Annotated in this window: 18 protein-coding genes and 1 pseudogene; 9 read left to right on the forward strand and 10 right to left on the reverse strand. The window is 69.2% G+C overall.

Features of this window, described 5'->3' with window-relative positions:
• Window position 1 precedes the first annotated feature (1 nt).
• The 4 genes from ACH413_RS10680 to ACH413_RS10695 all read right to left on the reverse strand — a co-directional run bounded on the left by ACH413_RS10680 (window position 2) and on the right by ACH413_RS10695 (window position 5619).
• Complete coding sequence (locus ACH413_RS10680; protein WP_360030698.1) at window positions 2–2125, reverse strand: ABC transporter ATP-binding protein; 2124 nt, start codon at window positions 2123–2125, stop codon at window positions 2–4.
• Window positions 2125–3102, reverse strand: coding sequence for an ABC transporter permease (locus tag ACH413_RS10685; RefSeq protein ID WP_360030700.1), 978 nt, complete (start codon window positions 3100–3102; stop codon window positions 2125–2127). Before ACH413_RS10685 ends, ACH413_RS10680 begins: the two co-directional genes overlap by 1 nt.
• A gap of 16 nt (window positions 3103–3118) precedes the next feature.
• Window positions 3119–4096 (reverse strand): ABC transporter permease, encoded by a 978-nt coding sequence (locus ACH413_RS10690; RefSeq protein ID WP_090068720.1) that lies wholly within the window; start codon window positions 4094–4096, stop codon window positions 3119–3121.
• A gap of 401 nt (window positions 4097–4497) precedes the next feature.
• Entirely contained in the window at window positions 4498–5619 is a 1122-nt protein-coding gene (locus ACH413_RS10695; protein WP_360030703.1) for a cytochrome P450, read from the reverse strand.
• A 63-nt stretch (window positions 5620–5682) separates the two neighbouring features.
• Here ACH413_RS10695 and ACH413_RS10700 point away from each other — a divergent pair, with 63 nt between their 5' ends.
• The gene (locus ACH413_RS10700; protein WP_360030705.1) at window positions 5683–6126 is read left to right on the forward strand and encodes a MarR family transcriptional regulator; all 444 of its coding nucleotides are present in this window, start codon (window positions 5683–5685) and stop codon (window positions 6124–6126) included.
• Here ACH413_RS10700 and ACH413_RS10705 read toward each other — a convergent pair.
• On the reverse strand, window positions 6119–7141 hold the full coding sequence (locus ACH413_RS10705) for a hypothetical protein (RefSeq protein ID WP_360030707.1): 1023 nt from the start codon (window positions 7139–7141) through the stop codon (window positions 6119–6121). The two genes, ACH413_RS10700 and ACH413_RS10705, sit on opposite strands and share 8 nt — an antisense overlap.
• 19 nt (window positions 7142–7160) lie before the next feature.
• On the opposite strand from ACH413_RS10705, the pseudogene ACH413_RS10710 reads away from it, so the two are divergent.
• The 4 genes and pseudogenes from ACH413_RS10710 to ACH413_RS10725 all read left to right on the forward strand — a co-directional run.
• Window positions 7161–7445 (forward strand): annotated as a pseudogene (locus tag ACH413_RS10710) (DUF6886 family protein); the annotation flags it as partial.
• Window positions 7370–7663, forward strand: a complete 294-nt coding sequence (locus ACH413_RS10715; protein ID WP_360030708.1) for a DUF6886 family protein — start codon at window positions 7370–7372, stop codon at window positions 7661–7663. The pseudogene ACH413_RS10710 and the gene ACH413_RS10715, both read left to right, overlap by 76 nt.
• A 9-nt stretch (window positions 7664–7672) precedes the next feature.
• Window positions 7673–8323 carry a response regulator transcription factor gene (locus tag ACH413_RS10720; protein ID WP_360030710.1) on the forward strand — a complete coding sequence of 217 codons (651 nt, stop codon included), beginning with the start codon at window positions 7673–7675 and terminating at the stop codon, window positions 8321–8323.
• The gene (locus tag ACH413_RS10725; RefSeq protein ID WP_360030712.1) at window positions 8320–9588 is read left to right on the forward strand and encodes a HAMP domain-containing sensor histidine kinase; all 1269 of its coding nucleotides are present in this window, start codon (window positions 8320–8322) and stop codon (window positions 9586–9588) included. The genes ACH413_RS10720 and ACH413_RS10725 overlap by 4 nt, the downstream gene beginning before the upstream one ends.
• Here the strand turns inward: ACH413_RS10725 and ACH413_RS10730 are convergent.
• Window positions 9545–10033, reverse strand: coding sequence for an SgcJ/EcaC family oxidoreductase (locus ACH413_RS10730; RefSeq protein WP_360030714.1), 489 nt, complete (start codon window positions 10031–10033; stop codon window positions 9545–9547). The genes ACH413_RS10725 and ACH413_RS10730 overlap by 44 nt on opposite strands.
• Window positions 10034–10155: 122 nt before the next feature.
• Between ACH413_RS10730 and ACH413_RS10735 the strand changes: the two genes are divergently transcribed.
• Entirely contained in the window at window positions 10156–10533 is a 378-nt protein-coding gene (locus tag ACH413_RS10735) for a PH domain-containing protein (RefSeq protein WP_360030716.1), read from the forward strand.
• Between the two features lie 3 nt (window positions 10534–10536).
• On the opposite strand, the gene ACH413_RS10740 is transcribed toward ACH413_RS10735, so the two are convergent.
• Both ACH413_RS10740 and ACH413_RS10745 read right to left on the reverse strand, forming a co-directional pair.
• Window positions 10537–10974, reverse strand: a complete 438-nt coding sequence (locus ACH413_RS10740) for a DoxX family membrane protein (RefSeq protein WP_360030718.1) — start codon at window positions 10972–10974, stop codon at window positions 10537–10539.
• Between the two features lie 108 nt (window positions 10975–11082).
• On the reverse strand, window positions 11083–11748 hold the full coding sequence (locus tag ACH413_RS10745) for a helix-turn-helix domain-containing protein (RefSeq protein WP_360030720.1): 666 nt from the start codon (window positions 11746–11748) through the stop codon (window positions 11083–11085).
• Window positions 11749–11842: 94 nt separating this feature from the next.
• Between ACH413_RS10745 and ACH413_RS10750 the strand changes: the two genes are divergently transcribed.
• The 3 genes from ACH413_RS10750 (at window position 11843) to ACH413_RS10760 (ending at window position 13922) form a co-directional block, all read left to right on the forward strand.
• On the forward strand, window positions 11843–12988 hold the full coding sequence (locus ACH413_RS10750) for an acyl-CoA dehydrogenase family protein (protein ID WP_360030722.1): 1146 nt from the start codon (window positions 11843–11845) through the stop codon (window positions 12986–12988).
• A 68-nt stretch (window positions 12989–13056) separates the two neighbouring features.
• A complete protein-coding gene (locus tag ACH413_RS10755) occupies window positions 13057–13464 on the forward strand; it encodes a VOC family protein (RefSeq protein ID WP_360030724.1) in 408 nt (135 codons plus the stop codon).
• A 77-nt stretch (window positions 13465–13541) separates the two neighbouring features.
• The gene (locus ACH413_RS10760; protein ID WP_177320260.1) at window positions 13542–13922 is read left to right on the forward strand and encodes a class I SAM-dependent methyltransferase; all 381 of its coding nucleotides are present in this window, start codon (window positions 13542–13544) and stop codon (window positions 13920–13922) included.
• Here ACH413_RS10760 and ACH413_RS10765 read toward each other — a convergent pair.
• Both ACH413_RS10765 and ACH413_RS10770 read right to left on the reverse strand, forming a co-directional pair.
• Window positions 13919–14401, reverse strand: a complete 483-nt coding sequence (locus ACH413_RS10765; RefSeq protein WP_360030726.1) for a hypothetical protein — start codon at window positions 14399–14401, stop codon at window positions 13919–13921. The genes ACH413_RS10760 and ACH413_RS10765 overlap by 4 nt on opposite strands.
• A 58-nt stretch (window positions 14402–14459) precedes the next feature.
• The gene (locus ACH413_RS10770) at window positions 14460–16172 is read right to left on the reverse strand and encodes a DUF2264 domain-containing protein (protein ID WP_360030728.1); all 1713 of its coding nucleotides are present in this window, start codon (window positions 16170–16172) and stop codon (window positions 14460–14462) included.
• Window positions 16173–16189: the final 17 nt, after the last annotated feature.

The raw sequence follows: 16189 nt of genomic DNA on the forward strand, positions 1-16189 counted from the left end.
ATCAGAGCACCTGACGGACTTGGGCGAAGTGGCAGGCGGCCTCGTGGTCGGGGGCCTGGACTTCGCGCGGCGGTTCGACCTCGATGCACTTGCGCTGCTGCTCGGGCGGCAGCGACGCGTGCAGGAAGCACCGCGTGCGGAAACGGCAGCCGGACGGCGGGTTCGCCGGGCTCGGCAGGTCGCCGGTGAGGATGATCCTCTCCCGCTGACGTTCCTTGACGGGGTCGGGAATCGGGATCGCGGACAGCAGTGCCTGCGTGTACGGGTGGCGCGGCGCGTCGAACACCGAGTCCACCTCGCCGATCTCGATGATCTTCCCGAGGTACATCACGGCCACCCGGTCCGCGATGTGGCGCACCACCGACAGGTCGTGGGCCACGAACAGGTAGGCCAGGCCCAGCTTGGACTTGAGCTCCTCCAGCAGGTTGATGACACCCGCCTGGATGGAGACGTCCAGCGCCGACACCGGCTCGTCGAGCACGACGAGCTTCGGTTCGAGCGCGAGCGCCCGCGCGATGCCGATGCGCTGCCGCTGACCGCCGGAGAACTCACCGGGGTAGCGCGACAGCTGCTCGGGACGCAGGCCGACGAGCCGCATGAGCTCCGGCACGCGCCGGTTGATCTCGTCCTTGGTGTAGCCGTGCACCTGCATCGGCTCGGCGATGCAGTCGTGGATCGTGATGCGCGGGTCGAGCGACGCCATCGGGTCCTGGAAGACCACCGACATGTCGCGGCGGATCGCGAAGCGGCGCTTGGCGTCCACTTCGGACGACTTCGTGCCGAGCACGGAGATCTCGCCGCCCATGGGCTTCTGGAGGTTGAGGATCTCCATCAGCGTCGTGGTCTTGCCGCAGCCCGACTCGCCGACGAGGCCCAGGGTCTCGCCCTCGCGGACGTCGAACGTGATGCCCGCGACCGCGTGCACGGTGCCGACCTGGCGCTTGAACACCACGCCCTTGTTGACCGGGTACTCCTTGACGAGGTTGTCGAGCCCCAGCACGACTTCGCGCTGCTCGCGCGGGATCTTCGCGACCTCGGGCTCGGGGGCCACCTCGGCACCGAAGATCTCGACGGCGGCCTCGGCGCCCTCGGCGTCGGCCGCGGCGATCTCGTTGGTGCGGATGCACGCGGCGCTGTGCTCGGCCGAACCGTCGACGTCCACCAGCGGCGGTTCGACGGTGTGGCAGGCGTCGACGACCATCGGGCAGCGCGGCGCGAACGGGCAGCCGTCCGGCAGGTCCGTGAGCGACGGCGGCTGGCCCTTGATCGGCACGAGCGCCTGCTTCTCGCTGACGTCGAGACGCGGGATCGAGCCGAGCAGGCCGAGCGTGTACGGCATGCGCGGCCGCTGGTAGATCTCGTCGACGTGGCCCTTTTCGACGGCGCGGCCCGCGTACATGACCATCAGCCGATCCGCGAACCCGGCGACGACGCCGAGGTCGTGGGTGATGATCACGATGCCCGCGCCGGTGACCTCCTGCGCGGTCTCCATCAGCTGCAGCACCTGCGCCTGCACCGTCACGTCGAGCGCGGTGGTCGGCTCGTCGGCGATGATCAGGTCGGGGTCGTTGGCGATCGCCATCGCGATCACCGCGCGCTGCCGCATGCCGCCGGAGAACTCGTGCGGGAACGCCTTGGCGCGCTCGACGGCGTTCGGGATGCCGACGAGGTCGAGCAGCTCGACCGCGCGCTTGGCCGCAACGGACTTGGACACCTTGCGGTGCACCAGGATCGCCTCGGCGATCTGGTCGCCGACGGTGTAGACCGGCGTCAACGCGGACAGCGGGTCCTGGAACACCATCGAGATGCGGCGGCCGCGGATCTTCGACAGCTCGCCGTCGTTCTGGCCGATCAGCTCGCGGCCCTGGAACTTGATGGAACCGGAGATGCGCGCCGAGGACGGCAGCAGGCCCATGACGGCGAGCGACGACACGGACTTGCCCGAGCCGGACTCGCCGACGATGCCGAGGACCTCACCGGGCGAGACGTGGTAGCTCAGGCCGCGCACGGCGTGGACGCGTCCGGACTCGCTGGGGAAGGACACGTGAAGGTCCTCGACCTGCAGAACCGGGCCGGTGGCGACCGGGTCGGCCGGAGTGTCGAACTGAAGCTCCGAGGTGGTCATCAGGCGGCCTTCTCCTTGGTGTCCTTCTTCTCCTTGCGGCGCACGCGCGTGGAGGTGGGGTCGAGCGCGTCGCGAAGCCCGTCGCCGACCCAGTTCACCGCCAGCACGAACACGACGAGGAAGCCCGCCGGGAACAGGAACAGCCAGGGGAAGGTCGTCGCGGACTCGGCGTTGAGTCCGATCAGGGTGCCGAGCGAGACGTCGGGCGACTGGACGCCGAACCCGAAGTAGCTCAGGCCCGTCTCGGCGAGCACGGCGGAACCGACGTTGATCGTCGCGTCGATGATGAGCAACGACGCCATGTTCGGCACGATGTGCTTCGCGATGATCTTGCGTGCGGGCTGGCCCATGAACTTGGCCGCCTTCACGAACTCGCGTTCCTTCAGCGTCAGCGTCATGCCGCGCACGATGCGGGCGGTGATCATCCACTGGAACGCCGCGAGCATCAGCACCAGCAGGAACCACGACTTGCCGCGGAACCACGGGCTCAGGATCGCGATGATCAGGAACGACGGCAGCACCAGCAGCAGGTCGACGACCCACATGAGCGCCTTGTCGGCGGCACCGAGGAAGTAGCCGGCGGCGGCACCGACGATCGCGGCGACGGTCGTCGAGATCAGCGCCACGAGCAGGCCGATGATCAACGACTTCTGCAGCCCGCGCATCGTCAGCGCGAAGATGTCGGTACCGATCTTGTCGGTGCCGAAGATGTGCTCGGAGTAAGGGGGCTCCAGGAACGCGGTGTAGTCCTGGGTGTCGTAGGACCACTTCGTCAGGAACGGGCCCACGAACGCCATCAGGTACATGCCGACGATGAGCACCAGGCCGACCAGAGCCAGCTTGTTGCGCATGAATCGGATGAGCACGAGCCTGCCGCGCGTCATCGCCTTGCCCGGTTCGGGCGCCGCGTCGACGGGGCCACCGGAGGCGGCACCGGTGGTTCCGGCGGCGTCGCCCTCGTTGAGGATCACGGTCACGTCGTCGTCACCTTGCCTAGTTCACGCGGATTCGGGGGTCGAGCGCGGCGTACAGCACGTCGGCGAGCCAGCCGGAGAACAGCACGCACACCGCGACGAAGAGCGTCACCGTGGCGGTGATGTTCGTGTCCTGCGCCGAGATGCCGGTGACGAGCCAGTCACCCATGCCGAACCAGCCGAAGATCCGCTCGGTGAACGTGCCACCGACGACGAGCAGGCCGAAACCGAACGCGAACAGGGTCGCCATCGGGATCAGCGCGGTGCGCAGGCCGTGCTTGAACAGCGCCTTGCGGCGGGTCAGCCCCTTGGCCTGGGCGGTGCGCAGGAAGTCGCTGCCGAGCACGTCGAGCATCGACGAACGCTGGTAGCGGCTGTAGTAGGCGATCTGGCCGAGAGCGATCGCGAGCGTCGGCACGATCAGGTGCTGCAGCCGGTCGCCGAGGTGCTCGAACCAGTTGCCCTGGAATCCGGGTGTCGTCTCACCGACGAAGATCAGCACGTTCGTGCCGATGGAGTCGTTGATCCCCTGAGCGCCCATCTTGAGCAGCGTGCCCAGCACGAACACCGGCGTGGACAGCAGTATGAAGCTGAACAGGGTCGCGAAGTAGTCGCTGAACTTGTACTGCCGGATCGCGCTCACCACACCGAGCAGCACGCCGAACAGGATGCCGATGGTGATGCCCAGCAGGAACAACCTCAAGCTCACGCCGATGCGCCTGCCGAGCTCGTCGGTGATCGGGCGATCGGTGATCGTGCGGCCGAAGTCGCCCTGCACCACCCCGCCCATCCACGTGACGAACCGCTGCGGGATCGGCTGGTCGAGGTGCAGGTCTCGTTTCTTCGCCTCGATCGACGCCGCCGGTGGCGGTGGGTTGCGTTGTTGCAGCACCCCGATCGGGTCAAAGGTGGCGGAGGCCAACGTGAACGCGAGGAACGTCGCCACAAGGGCTAGCACCACGTAGTTGACCAACCGCCGCAACAGAAATCCGGCCACCCGTGTTCAGTCCTCTCCCCGGTGGTTGCGACATCGGCACACTGGATTGCAGTGGACGAGTTGCAAGAGATTAACCGCCGATCTGGCGGACCGCTGCCCACCCCCACCATTACGCGGGGGCCCACTGACCGGGCCATAGTCACCCATGCGTGGAGGAAAGGTCGGCCGAACTGCCACATCAACAGTTGACTCTCGCCAATTGTGTGCCGAAGCGTGACCATTGTGCGGCCGGATCGCCGTATTCACCGTGAAGTTCTGTCTCACCACGGATGGATGTGACGCATCTGGGTGAATGCATTGACCAGAAGATGTGGGACAAGCAGCGCAATGTGATCAGAAACCGGGCATCACGCTGTGGAGCCCCTTGTGACTGCAGGGTTACTGCATCGATCAGGAGCAGGTCAGGCCTCCGTCCAGCGGACCGGGAGCTGGACCACCCCGCCCACCAGCTGTTCCGTCCTCCTGCTCAGTGCGGCGAGGTCTCCGGCTAGGCCGAACGTCGTGAAGCGCGTCACAAGGGCTTCGAGGGTCTCGGTCAGTTCGACCCTGGCGAGCGGCGCCCCGACGCAGAACCGGAAGCCGTGCCCGAACGACAGGTGCGGGTTGGGGACGCGCGGGAGGAAGGCGGCGGGGTCGGGGAAGCGGTGCTCGTCGCGGTTGGCCTGGTCGATGCCGAGCAACACCAGGTCGCCGGCCGGGATGGTCGTTCCCTCGACCTCGACGTCGGCCATCGCGTACCGGGGCAGCCCGGAGTCCTCCGAGCGGGTCGACACGGGTGAGCGGTGGCGCAGCACCTCCTCGACGGTGGCGGGGATGCTCTCCGGATTTCGTTTGAGCACGTCCCACTGGCCGGGGTGGAGGCCGAGCAACATCACCGCGCGGTCGATCGCGGAGACCGTCGTCTCGTGGCCCGCGAACAGCAGACCGGCGCTGAGCTGGGCTATTTCCTGTTCACGGGCGCCTGGATTCTGCTCGATCATGCGAGTTATGACGTCGTCGCCCGGATTTGCCTTCTTCAGCGCGACGAGTTCGCTCATGTATCCCCAGAGCTTCGCATAACCCCGCAGCGACTTCTGCTCGTCGTTCAGCGTGCTCATGGCCTCTGACCAGTGGCGGAACTCTTCCCGGTCCTCCGCGGGGACACCCAGGAGTTCGCAGATCACCAGCACCGGCAGCGAGAACGACACCGCCTCGTGGAAATCGGCGGGCTGGTCCTGTTCCACCAGGTCGTCGAGCAGGTCGTGCAGCAGCTGACGCACCCGTGGGCGCATCGCCTCCATGCGCTTCGCGGAGAACTCCGGCGCGAGCATTCCGCGCATCCACGCGTGCCGCTCGTTCTCCTCCTCCGCGGTGGCCTTCTGCGGCCTGCCGAGGATCGCGGAGGTGGTGAACCTCGGCGCGTTGTCCGGGTCGGCGTGGCCGCGGCCGAGCCTGCGGTCCGCGAGCAGGGCCTTGACCTGGTCGTAGCCGGTGATCAGCCAGGCCTCGTCACCGGCGGGGGTGGGTACGCGCTTGATCGCCATCGGTCTCCCCTTAATCCGTCGCATACGACGCGTCGCATGCAACGTACCCCTAGACTGGCCGTTGTGGCTGAGGTTTTCGAGGACGCGGAGTCGGTGATGGCGCACCTGCGCGCGTTGCGGCAGGAGCTGCTGACGACGGCCGTCGACCCGTCCAGCGACCAGGCGCGCAAGGGACTGACCGCACCTCAGGTCGAGCTGATCAGATCGCTGGTGGTGGAGGGCTCGGCGACGGTCACCGAGCTGGCGCGGCGGCTGAGCCTGTCGCACTCCACGACGTCCGGGATCGTCGACCGGCTGCAGGCGCGCGGACTCGTGACGCGGGAACCCGATCCGCACGACCGCCGGTACACGCGGATCGAGGTGACCGAACCGGTGCGGGGCTACACGCGCGAGATCTCCGAAGGGCCGTACGGGCGGCTGGCCCGAGCACTGGACGCGGCCTCCCCCGCGGAGCGCAAGGCCGTGCTGGACGGACTGGAGACGTTGCGGGCCTTGCTCTCTAGGTGAGGCGCCACAGCCGGCCGCCGGCGATCACGAACACCTGGTCGCCGACCTTCTCCGCCGCCACCACCTTGCCGGACGGGCCCTTCGCCGGGCGTTCGTCCTTTTCGGACACCAGCTTGACGCCGCCGTGGTCCACGAGCAGCGTCGGCGTGCCGTTGACGTCGACCGGGGCCGCCAGGGTGTCGTCGTCGCCGACCGGGACGTCCGGCGTGGTCAGCTTCTTCCAGTCCGGGCCCGACCACCAGGCGAGCTTGCCCTTGCTCCGCCCCACGACGTGACAGGTGCCGTCCCAGCAACGGGCGGCCAGCGCGGCGTCGCCGTCGGGGAGGGTCGAGGTGGTCCAGGTGGTGCCGTCGAACCGCCAGACCGCGGCGCTCACCACGCCCTTCGCGATCTGCCAGCCCACGACCAGGGCGCCGTCGCCGTCGGGGGTGACGGCCAGCGGGAACCGGAGGAGTTCCTGCGAGCTCTCCAGCACGGTGCCGGCGGACGGCTGCCGGGTCCAGGTGTCGTCCGCGAAGGTCCAGGCCGCGAGGTCGAGGCCGGCCTTGTCGCTCTGCCAGGTGCCGATGATCAACGGACCCTTGGCGGTGCGCACCGGGCCGATCAGCTCTCCCGCGCCGTAGCCGCCGAACGTGCTGAAGGCCTGCGGTTTCTCGTTGATGGCACGGGTGTCGCCGGTCCAGGCGCTCCAGCGGACGTTGCCGTGCGCGCCGCCGCGTTCGCCGCCGACGCCGGTGATCGTGGTGCCGTCGGAGGTGATGCCGTACCAGTGCGCTTCCTTGCCGTACGGGGTCGCCGGGGTCAGCCTGGAGTTGCTCAGCGCGCCGTCTTTGGTCCGCGTCACGAGTTCCGGGTGGTCGGACGGACGGGTGCCGATGACCAGCATGTCGCCGTGCGTCGCCAACGCTTCGGGCGTGGCCGTGAGGTCGACCGCCGTGAAGCCGACCGTGTTGTCCGCACCGCCTGACGAGCAGCCGGCGAGGACCAGCAAAACCGCGAGCGTCAACCTCCGCATGCGGGTCAGTATCGACCACATGCGCCCCGAACCAGGTCAGGTCCTGCACTTCTCCGAAGATCCGTCGATCACCCGGTTCGTCCCGCACCTGGCGGCGACCGCGCGGCAGCCCGGTGAGTACGTGTGGGCCGTGGACGCTCGGCGCTCCCCCGACTACTGGTTTCCCCGGCAGTGCCCGCGGGTGATGACGTGGACCGCCACGAGCAGGGTGCACGCGATCGAGTACGGGTGGCTGGAACGGATGCGGACCGTCGAGCTGTACGCGTACCGGTTCGACGCGAGCGCGTTCACGCCGTTCGGCGAGGACGGCCCCGGCGGTGGGCACGCCCACGTCGCGACCGAACCGGTGGTGCCGCTGGGTCCGGCCGACGCGTCGGCGACCTGTTCGCGCTGCACGAGGAGGCGGGGATCGAACTGCGCCTGCTGGCCAACCTCTGGCCGTTCTGCGACGAGGTCACCGGCAGCGGGCAGGAGTTCAGCGGCATCCGGCTGCGCAACGCCCTGCCTCGTTCAATGGAATGATCAGCGCCCATGCGGGTGCTGCTGGTGGAGGACGACGAGCCGATCGCGGAATCGCTCACGCGAGGGCTGTCCCGCTACGGGTTCGAGGTCCGGTGGGTGCGCACGGGCGCGGAGGCGCTGACGGCCGGAGACTTCGCCCTCGTGCTCGTCGATCTGGGGCTGCCCGACATGGACGGCCTCGACGTCTGCCGTGAGCTGCGGGCGCGCGGGGACGTGCCGATCATCGTGATCAGCGCACGGTCCGACGAGGTCGACCGGGTGGTCGGGCTGGAGATCGGCGCCGACGACTACGTCACCAAACCGTTCGGGGTGCGCGAGGTCGTCGCACGAATGCGTGCGGTTCTCCGGCGCGCGCAGCCTGCTCAACGCGAACCCGACACCCACGGGCGGGTGCGCATCGACCGGCGCGGACGTCGGGTGCACCTCGACGGTGGCGAGGTCGAGCTGACGCCGAAGGAGTTCGACCTGCTGGCGTTCCTGGCCGAGGAACCGGGCGCGGTGTTCACCCGCGAGCAGATCATGGAGGCGGTGTGGGACGAGAACTGGTTCGGCCCCACCAAGACGCTCGACGTGCACGTCGGAGTGCTGCGCCGCAAGCTCGGTGACGCGGCCTCGCTGGAAACCGTGCGGGGCGTGGGATTCCGGCTGGTGCTCTCGTGATCCGCCAGCTCGCCTGGAGCTACGTGCTGCTGGTGGCGGTGGCGATCGCCGCGTTCACGGTGCCGGTGGCGTTCACGCTGAACAGCCAGATCTACGGCGACGCCGTGAACACCGCACGCCGCGAGGCCGACACCGCCGCGTTGCTGCTCGCCTCGGGCGACACCAGGTCGTTGAACGCCTTGGTGGACGCCTACGAACGCCAGACGCCCGGCCAGATCGACGTGCTGGAGCCCCAAGGGGAATCGACGGTCTGGGACGACGAGGGGCTGAAGCTCACGGTGCCGGCGAAGGCACCGGACGGCAAGGTCGTCGGTGCGATCCGGCTGTCCTATCCGGACGGTCCGATCACGCAACGGCTGTGGCAGATCTGGGGTTTCCGGGCCGCACTCGCCGTGGGTGTGCTGATCCTGGCTGCGTTCCTGGGCCTGTGGCTGGCGCGCAGGGTCACCCGGCCGTTGCGCGAGCTGAACGCGATGGCGGGCCGGCTGCGCGACGGCGACCTGTCCGCGCGGGCCGAGGAGACCGGACCGCCGGAGACCCGCACCCTGGCCAGGACGCTGAACACCGCCACCGAGACGATCGGCACGCTGGTCGGCTCGCAACGGGCGTTCATCGGCGACGCCTCCCACCAGCTCCGCACGCCGCTGACCGCGCTGCGGCTCTCGCTCGACAACGTGGCCGACGGCGTCGACGACCCGGTGGTCCGCGAGGACGTCGAGATGGCGACGGCCGAGGTCGTGCGGATGTCCCGGCTGGTCAACGGGTTGCTGGCGCTGGCACGGGCGGAGGCGGACGTCCCCCACCCCGAACCGGTGCAGGTGCTCGACGTCGTCGCGGAACGGTTCACCGCGTGGCGCGCCGCCGCCGACGAACGCTCGATCTCCCTGGTCAGCGAGGGTTTCGACATCCGCGTCCTCGCGACGCCCGGCCACCTCGAGCAGGTGCTGGACAACGTGCTGTCCAACGCGCTGGAGGTGTCCCCGGACGGCGCCGCGATCCTCATCCGCACCACCCGGCCGGGCCTGGTGGAGATCATCGACGCCGGCCCCGGCCTGCCGGAGGCCGACCGGGCGCGGGCGTTCGACCGGTTCTGGCGCGGTCAGGGCCTCACCGGCAAGGGCGGCTCCGGCCTCGGCCTCGCGATCGTCAAGCAGCTCGTCACCGACGACGGCGGCGCGGTGTCGCTGGAGGCCTCGTCCAGCGGCGGGTTGTGCGTGCGGATCAGACTTGCTCCGGCATCGCCGACGAGTGGTGGTTCACGATGAGCCACTTCCCGCCGATCTTCTCGTAGACGAACGTGTAGCGGGCGTCCACGGTCGACGCCTTGCCGTCCTTGGTGAGCGCGAACCGGTAGGTGCCCGCGTCGATCGCGTCGTCGGCGTCCAGGACGGCGACGTGCGAGTCGAGGATCTCCCCGCTCGGCTTGTTCAGCAGGAAGTGCTCGAAGTAGTCGACGATCTCGGCCCGCGTGGACCGCACCTGGTTCGACACCGTGGGCAGCAGGACCGCGTTCGGAGCGTAGCGATCGGCCACCTTCTGGGCGTCCCCCGTGGCGAGGGCGTTGTTCCAGTCGGCGAACAACGCCTTGACCTGCTCGGTCGTCGGCGCCACGTCCGTTCCAGCGGCGGTTTGTGCTGGGGCGCTGGAACATCCGACGAGCAGGGCGGTGACCCCGGTCAGTCCGGCGGCGCCGATGAGGTGCTTGCGCATCGTGTCGTTCTCCCCGATCGAGTGGCTGTTGAGATCCACTTTCGGGGTACGACGGGAAGCGCTCGGACAGGAGAAGCCCAGCACCGGGACAAGGTTTCGGAAAGCCTGGTAAACGTGGACGTATGGGACTTCTCAGCGGAATGATGGGGAACGCGTCGAAGCTCGACCCGCGGGACGCCGCGAAGGAGTTCGGGCGGCTGCTGGCGCAGGGGGAGCAGATCCACGCGGCGTACCAGCTGGTGCGGGACTCGTTCCTGTTCACCGACCGGAGGCTGATCCTGGTCGACAAGCAGGGCATGACGGGCAAGAAGGTCGAGTACCACTCCGTGCCGTACAAGGCGATCACGCAGTTCTCGGTCGAGACCGCCGGCCACTTCGACATGGACGCGGAGCTGAAGATCTGGATCTCCAGCGCCGACGCCCCGATCTCCAAGCAGTTCGGCAAGGGCGTCGACGTCTACGAGGTGCAGGCACTGCTGGCCACGTTCACGGCCCGGTAGGGGCTAGCGGGCCTGCAGCATCGGGCGGAACTTGTCGCGGTACGCCCACGCCAGTCCGATCTCGGCGGCGACCACGAACAGGGCCATGCCGATGCCCGACGGCTCCAGGAAGACGTGGAACAGGAAGATGTTCACGACCATCGGAGCCAGCAACGCGAGCGCCAGCGGGACGAACCGGCCGGCGACCAGCAGGACACCGGCGACGACCTGCACACCGGACGCCAGCTGCAACATGTAGCCGGTCGCGTAGAGCGCCGCGCTGAACGCCACCCCGGCGGGTGCCATCGTGCTCGGATCCGGTGCGGGCATGAAGTTCAGGAACCCGTTCAGGCCGGTGACGGTGAACAGCAGACCGGTCAGCACGCGGGTCACGAGCGTCGCGTGCCGGGCGGCGGCGGACCTGCGAACGACAACGGCGGGGGTGGTGATCGTGGCGGTCATGTCGAGTTCCTCCTGGGGTGTCGTGTCCTTCCACTGATGCGTCGAACGGGCACCAGTCCGGATCGACACGACAACCCAGAAAATCTTCGAAAATCTTGTCCGCGCTGGTCAGGCGTCTGCCTTGGCGGCGCGCACGTGCTCGGCGACCGGGCTGAGCTTGAGCCAGTCCGGCAGGCCGCGCACCACCCAGCGCGTCCCGGTCAGCTCGATCGTGCCCGCGCGCACCGCGTCGAGCAGGCCGACCTCGCCCTCCCACATCCGGTAGAGCGTCGCGATGTCGGACGCCAGCACGGCGTCGACCTCCAGGCCGGGGTCGGTGTAGCAGATCGAGGCGTCGCCGGGTTCGACGACGAGCCAGAACGTGCGGCGCCGGTCGTTGATGCGGACCTCGATGTTCGCGCGCTTGGTCAGCGTGCCGGTGTCGACGCGGCCGTGCATCCACCACATCAGCACCTCGGGGTCGAGCTCGTCGGCCCGCGGATCGCCGAACGCGTACCGGGCGCCCCAGTCGGCGAGACCGAACACCAAGGGGCGCAACGCCAATCCCGGTGGCGTCAGCGTGTAGCCGTCACCGTTGCGTTGCACCAGACCGGCGTTCGCGAGCTGCCGCAGCCGTCGTGACAGCAGGGCCCGCGAGAGTCCCGGCAGGCCGCGGGACAGCTCGTTGAAGCGCGAGGCACCGATGAGCATGTCCCGCACGATCAGCAACGTCCACCGGTCGCCCAGCACCTCGACGGCGCGGACGATCGGGCAGTACTGCGCATACGTCCTCACAGGGAAAGTCTCCGTCGCCGGCGGCGATTCGTTACCGCCGTCCGGTTCACTTTCAGAACTACCTGCGGGGCTTGCGCGTTCTTACGTTTGTCGCATGACAACACTTGAGACACCGCGGGTGACCAGCACGTTCCCCACCGTGACCAGAGACGACGACGCGAAGTTCACGGACATGGCCGCGCGCATCGGCGCGATCGCGGCGGCCCACGCGTCCGAGCACGACCGCGACGCCACGTTCGTGAGCGAGGCGTACGAGGCCATGCGCGAGGAGGGCTACCTGGCGTTGGCCGTACCCGAGGAACTGGGCGGGCTCGGCGCCACGATGCGCCAGGTCTGCTACGCCCAGGCCGAGCTCGCCCGGCACGACGGCGCCACCGCGCTGGCCGTCACCATGCACCTGTACCTGACGCTGATGCAGGGATATCGCCGGCGCAAGGGCGCCCCGGACGCGGAGGGCGTGCTGCGGCGCGTGGCCGCGGAAGGCCTGGTCATCGCGACCAGCGGCGGCTCGGACTGGCTGTGGCCCACGACGACGGCGACGCCGGTGGACGGCGGTTTCCTGGTGAACGGCCGCAAGGCGTTCTGCAGCCAGTCGCCGCGCGCGAACGTCGTGGCCACGTCCGCTGTTCTCGGTGACGAGGTGCTGCACTTCAGCGCGCCGCTGAACGCGGACGGCGTGCGCGTCGAGGAAACGTGGGACACGCTCGGCATGCGCGGCACGGCCAGCCACGACGTGGTGCTGGAGGACGTGTTCATCCCGGCGGAGAAGATCGCCGCCCGCCGGCCGTACGGCGAGTTCGGCGCACCCCTGTTCGCCGCGGTCGTCCACTTCGCACCGGTGTGCGGGGCGACTTACTTCGGCATCGCGTCGGGCGCGCGGGACGTGGCCGTGCGGACGACGTCGAAGAACGCCACCCGGCAGATCGGGTTGATGGACTACAAGCTGCGCACCGCGTGGTGGTCGCTGATGGGCTCGGTCGAGGAACTCGGCGACGACTACACGGCCAACGCCGAGTCGACCATCACCGTGATGCTGGCCAAGCGGCAGGCCGTCGTGGAGGCCATCGAGGTCGTCGACCTCGCGATGGAGGTCCTGGGTGGACGGTCGTTCTTCAAGCGGTCGCCGCTGGAGCGGGCCTACCGCGACGTGCGCGCCGGAACGTTCCACCCGCTCACGCCCGAGGCCACACTCATGTACGCGGGCAAGGTCGCACAGGGTGACTCCGGTGTTACTGAATAACTTCAAGTTGTAGGTGTACCAAGGGTTTGCGAGGATGCGGGTCCGTCTCATCTGAAGGAGCGATTCCGGTGGCCACTCGCCTCAACCCGTACATCAGCTTCGACGGTCAAGCCCGCCAGGCGATGGAGTTCTACCACTCGGTCTTCGGCGGCGAACTGAAGATCAACACCTTCGGCGAGTTCGGCATGCAGGACACGCCGCAGGCCGACCAGATCATGCACGCGCAGCTGGAGACCGACCTCGGCTACACGATCATGGCCGCCGACACGCCTCCCGGCATGGAGTACAGGTCCGGTTCCAGCATCACGGTGTCGCTGTCGGGCGACGAAGAGGTGCTGCGCGACTACTTCAACGCCCTCGCCGAGGGCGGCAAGGTCGGTACGCCGCTGGAGAAGCAGATGTGGGGCGACGAGTACGGCGACCTCGTCGACAAGTTCGGCGTCAGCTGGATGGTCAACCTGGGCGGCCTGGGCTGACCACCGCGGCACTCGATCACTTCGGGCCGGGGCTGCGGAAGTAGCCCCGCCCGCCGTGCTGACGCATCATGTGGACCATGAGCGAGCGTCTGCGGGGTGTGGTCGGCCAACTCGCGATCCGGCCGGGTGACCGGGTGCTGGAGATCGGCTGCGGTCAGGGCGTGGCCGCCACCCTGGTGTGCGAACTGCTGTCCACCGGCACGCTCACCGCGATCGACCGCTCCACCAAGATGATCGAGGCCGCGACCCGCCGCAACGCCCCGTACGTGGCGTCGGGCAAGGCCGAGTTCCTCATCGCGTCGCTGGAGGACATGAACCTCGGCGACCGGCGGTTCGACCTGGTGTTCGCGGTGCGGGTCGGGCTGTTCCACCGCGATCCCGGCCGCGCGAACGCCCTGCTGGAACCGTGGCTGGCGCCCGGTGCGCGGGTGCTCTCGTTCTTCGACGTGCCGGTCTAGATCCGGCCGAACAGGTCGGTGATCAGCTTCTTCGACGGCTCGACGCCCGCCGGGGACATCACTTCGATCTGGGTCTTGCCCTTGCGGGCGGCGACCGTGTGCTGCGCGGTCTCGGCGCCGCCGGCCGTGGCCTCGTAGGCCTCGTCGAACAGGCCCTCGAGCGCCTTGGCCTTCTCCGGCTTGCCCTTGGCGAACGTCGTGGCGGTCGCGTTGGCCGTGAACCGCACCTCGACCGGCATGCCCGCGCCCACGTAACGGCAGGTCGTGACCGCCTTGTCGACGGTCTCCTGCTGGCCTTGCAGCCGCAGTCCGAGCGCCTTGCCCACGACGGAGGAGTTGGCGTTCGCGCAGTTCGGGCCGTTGCCGGCGGCCTGCTCGACGGTCGTCGGGGCGGGCGGCACCTGGGACGGCGCGGCCTCCGGGGTGGAGGTGCAGGCGGCGAGCAGGAACGCGGCGGCGGCGAGAAGGGTGATGCGCACATCCCTTCATCGGGCCTGCCGCCGCCGCGTTACCCCGTTCAGGCGCGGCCGGCGAGCCTCACCCGGCCGTCGTACCCCGGTCAGGGGCGTCCAGGGTCTGCCGGAGGATCTCGTCGACACGGGCGTCCCAGTCCACCTCGGCGACCGCGCCGCCGAGCACGGACACCGCTGCCAGCGTCACCGTTCCCTCGACGTCGGCGGTCAGCACCGGGACCTGCGCCGTGGTGGTGAACGCCGTGCCCTGCGGCGCGGTCCGCGACTCCTCGCCGGTCCAGCCCCGCACGCCGACCAGCGGTGACGGCAGGTCCGTGGCCCAGCCGGTGAGTTCGGCCCTCGTGCCGGGCGGTGCGCCGATCACGCGGTGGATCCGCAGTTCCTGGTCGTCCCAGACGGCCGTGACGCTCTCGATCCGCAGGCCCGGCACCATGGGCTGGTTCGCGTCGAACACCGGGCGGTGCCAGGACGCGGCCCAGTTGTCCGCCGCTCCCAGCGGGTGGATCCGCCTGCGCACGCTGCGATCACCCCGGACGACCAGGCTGAGGTGGTTGTCGGCGAGGTTGTGCTTCGCGGTCGGGCCGCTGGCCGTCGAGTAGGCGAAGCGGCTGTAGAGCGGGTCGTCCTCGGTCGCGTGCTCGCCCTCGAACGGCCGGACGTGGTCGCTGCCGTGGTTGTGCAGCCGCGTCACGCCGTTGTGCCGTTGGATCAGGAAACCCGGTCCCGGCAACGCAAGCGTTCGGTCCTCGTCCTGGCTCTCCTGCGGTGCCGTCCACAGTGGATGATCGGGACCGGCCAGCAGGCAGACGAACGCCTTCGACGCCCAGTACGGCGAGGCCGGTCCGGAGTAGGGCTGGAGACTCGCCTCGTGCGGGCCGTGCCAGCCGAGGCTGAGCAGGCCGTCGGACAGCGAGCCCCGGTCGAGGAAGTACCGGAGGGTCCGGCCGATGAGGTGGCGGGAGTGGCCGGGGCTCAGCGGTGTCTCGCCGGTGACCGCGCCCAGCGCCACGGCCGACGCGGCGGCGAAGCGGTAGGTGAGCGACCGTCCGAAGTAGAGCGGGGCGCCGTCCGCGCCGAACAGCAGGGGGAAGCTCTTCAGGTGCTCGCGCAGGTGGGTGGTGATCGGCCGGCCGTTCAGGTGCGCGTCCAGTGCCGGGTAGAGGTGCAGCGCCCAGCCGTTGTAGTGGTCGAACGCGCGTCCGTCGCCGTCGGAGTACCAGCCGTCGCCGACGTACCAGCCCTCCAACAGTTCCATCGCACGGTCCTGCGCCTGGCGGGTCTCGTCGTCACCGCGGCCGGCCGACTCCAGGAACGACGCCACGGTGTACGGGAAGAAGTACCAGTTGTTGGCGGCGGGAACGTGCCGCAGTGCCTCCCGCAGCCAGGCCTCCGCCCGGTCCTGCACCGCCTCGGGCAGCTTGTCCCACAGCCACGGTTTGGTGAGGCGCAGGCCCAGCGCGACCGAGGCCGACTCGACCATGGGCTGGCCGACGTCGACGATCGCGGGCCACTCCCCCGCCGTGCCCGCGGTCAGGCCCGCGGCGTAGCGCTCCAGCAGGTTGTGCGGGTCGTCGCCGTGCGCGGTGCGGAAGGCGGCGGCGAGGAACGTGCGCGCGTAGCCCTCCAGGCCGTCCGACCGGACACCGCTGCGGGAGGGGCGGCCCGGGAGGTCGAGGAAGGCCTGGTCGGGGGACGCGTACCGCCAGGCGGCGGCGAGCAGGTCGTCGGCGGTCGCCACCCAGTGGTCGCGGGTGAGGTCGGGGGTGTGGAGTTTCACGCGGTGGGTTCCCTTCG

The sequence above is a fragment of the Lentzea sp. NPDC020367 genome (genome assembly GCF_044387305.1).
Taxonomy (GTDB): domain Bacteria; phylum Actinomycetota; class Actinomycetes; order Mycobacteriales; family Pseudonocardiaceae; genus Lentzea.

What these genes read in the sequence shown, in the direction of transcription:
- ACH413_RS10680 (WP_360030698.1), bottom strand. Translation starts at nt 2,125, where the DNA reads ATGACCACCTCGGAGCTTCAGTTCGACACTCCGGCCGACCCGGTCGCC.
- ACH413_RS10695 (WP_360030703.1), bottom strand. Translation starts at nt 5,619, where the DNA reads ATGGCGATCAAGCGCGTACCCACCCCCGCCGGTGACGAGGCCTGGCTG.
- ACH413_RS10705 (WP_360030707.1), bottom strand. Translation starts at nt 7,141, where the DNA reads ATGCGGAGGTTGACGCTCGCGGTTTTGCTGGTCCTCGCCGGCTGCTCG.
- ACH413_RS10720 (WP_360030710.1), top strand. Translation starts at nt 7,673, where the DNA reads ATGCGGGTGCTGCTGGTGGAGGACGACGAGCCGATCGCGGAATCGCTC.
- ACH413_RS10730 (WP_360030714.1), bottom strand. Translation starts at nt 10,033, where the DNA reads ATGCGCAAGCACCTCATCGGCGCCGCCGGACTGACCGGGGTCACCGCC.
- ACH413_RS10735 (WP_360030716.1), top strand. Translation starts at nt 10,156, where the DNA reads ATGGGACTTCTCAGCGGAATGATGGGGAACGCGTCGAAGCTCGACCCG.
- ACH413_RS10740 (WP_360030718.1), bottom strand. Translation starts at nt 10,974, where the DNA reads ATGACCGCCACGATCACCACCCCCGCCGTTGTCGTTCGCAGGTCCGCC.
- ACH413_RS10750 (WP_360030722.1), top strand. Translation starts at nt 11,843, where the DNA reads ATGACAACACTTGAGACACCGCGGGTGACCAGCACGTTCCCCACCGTG.
- ACH413_RS10760 (WP_177320260.1), top strand. Translation starts at nt 13,542, where the DNA reads ATGAGCGAGCGTCTGCGGGGTGTGGTCGGCCAACTCGCGATCCGGCCG.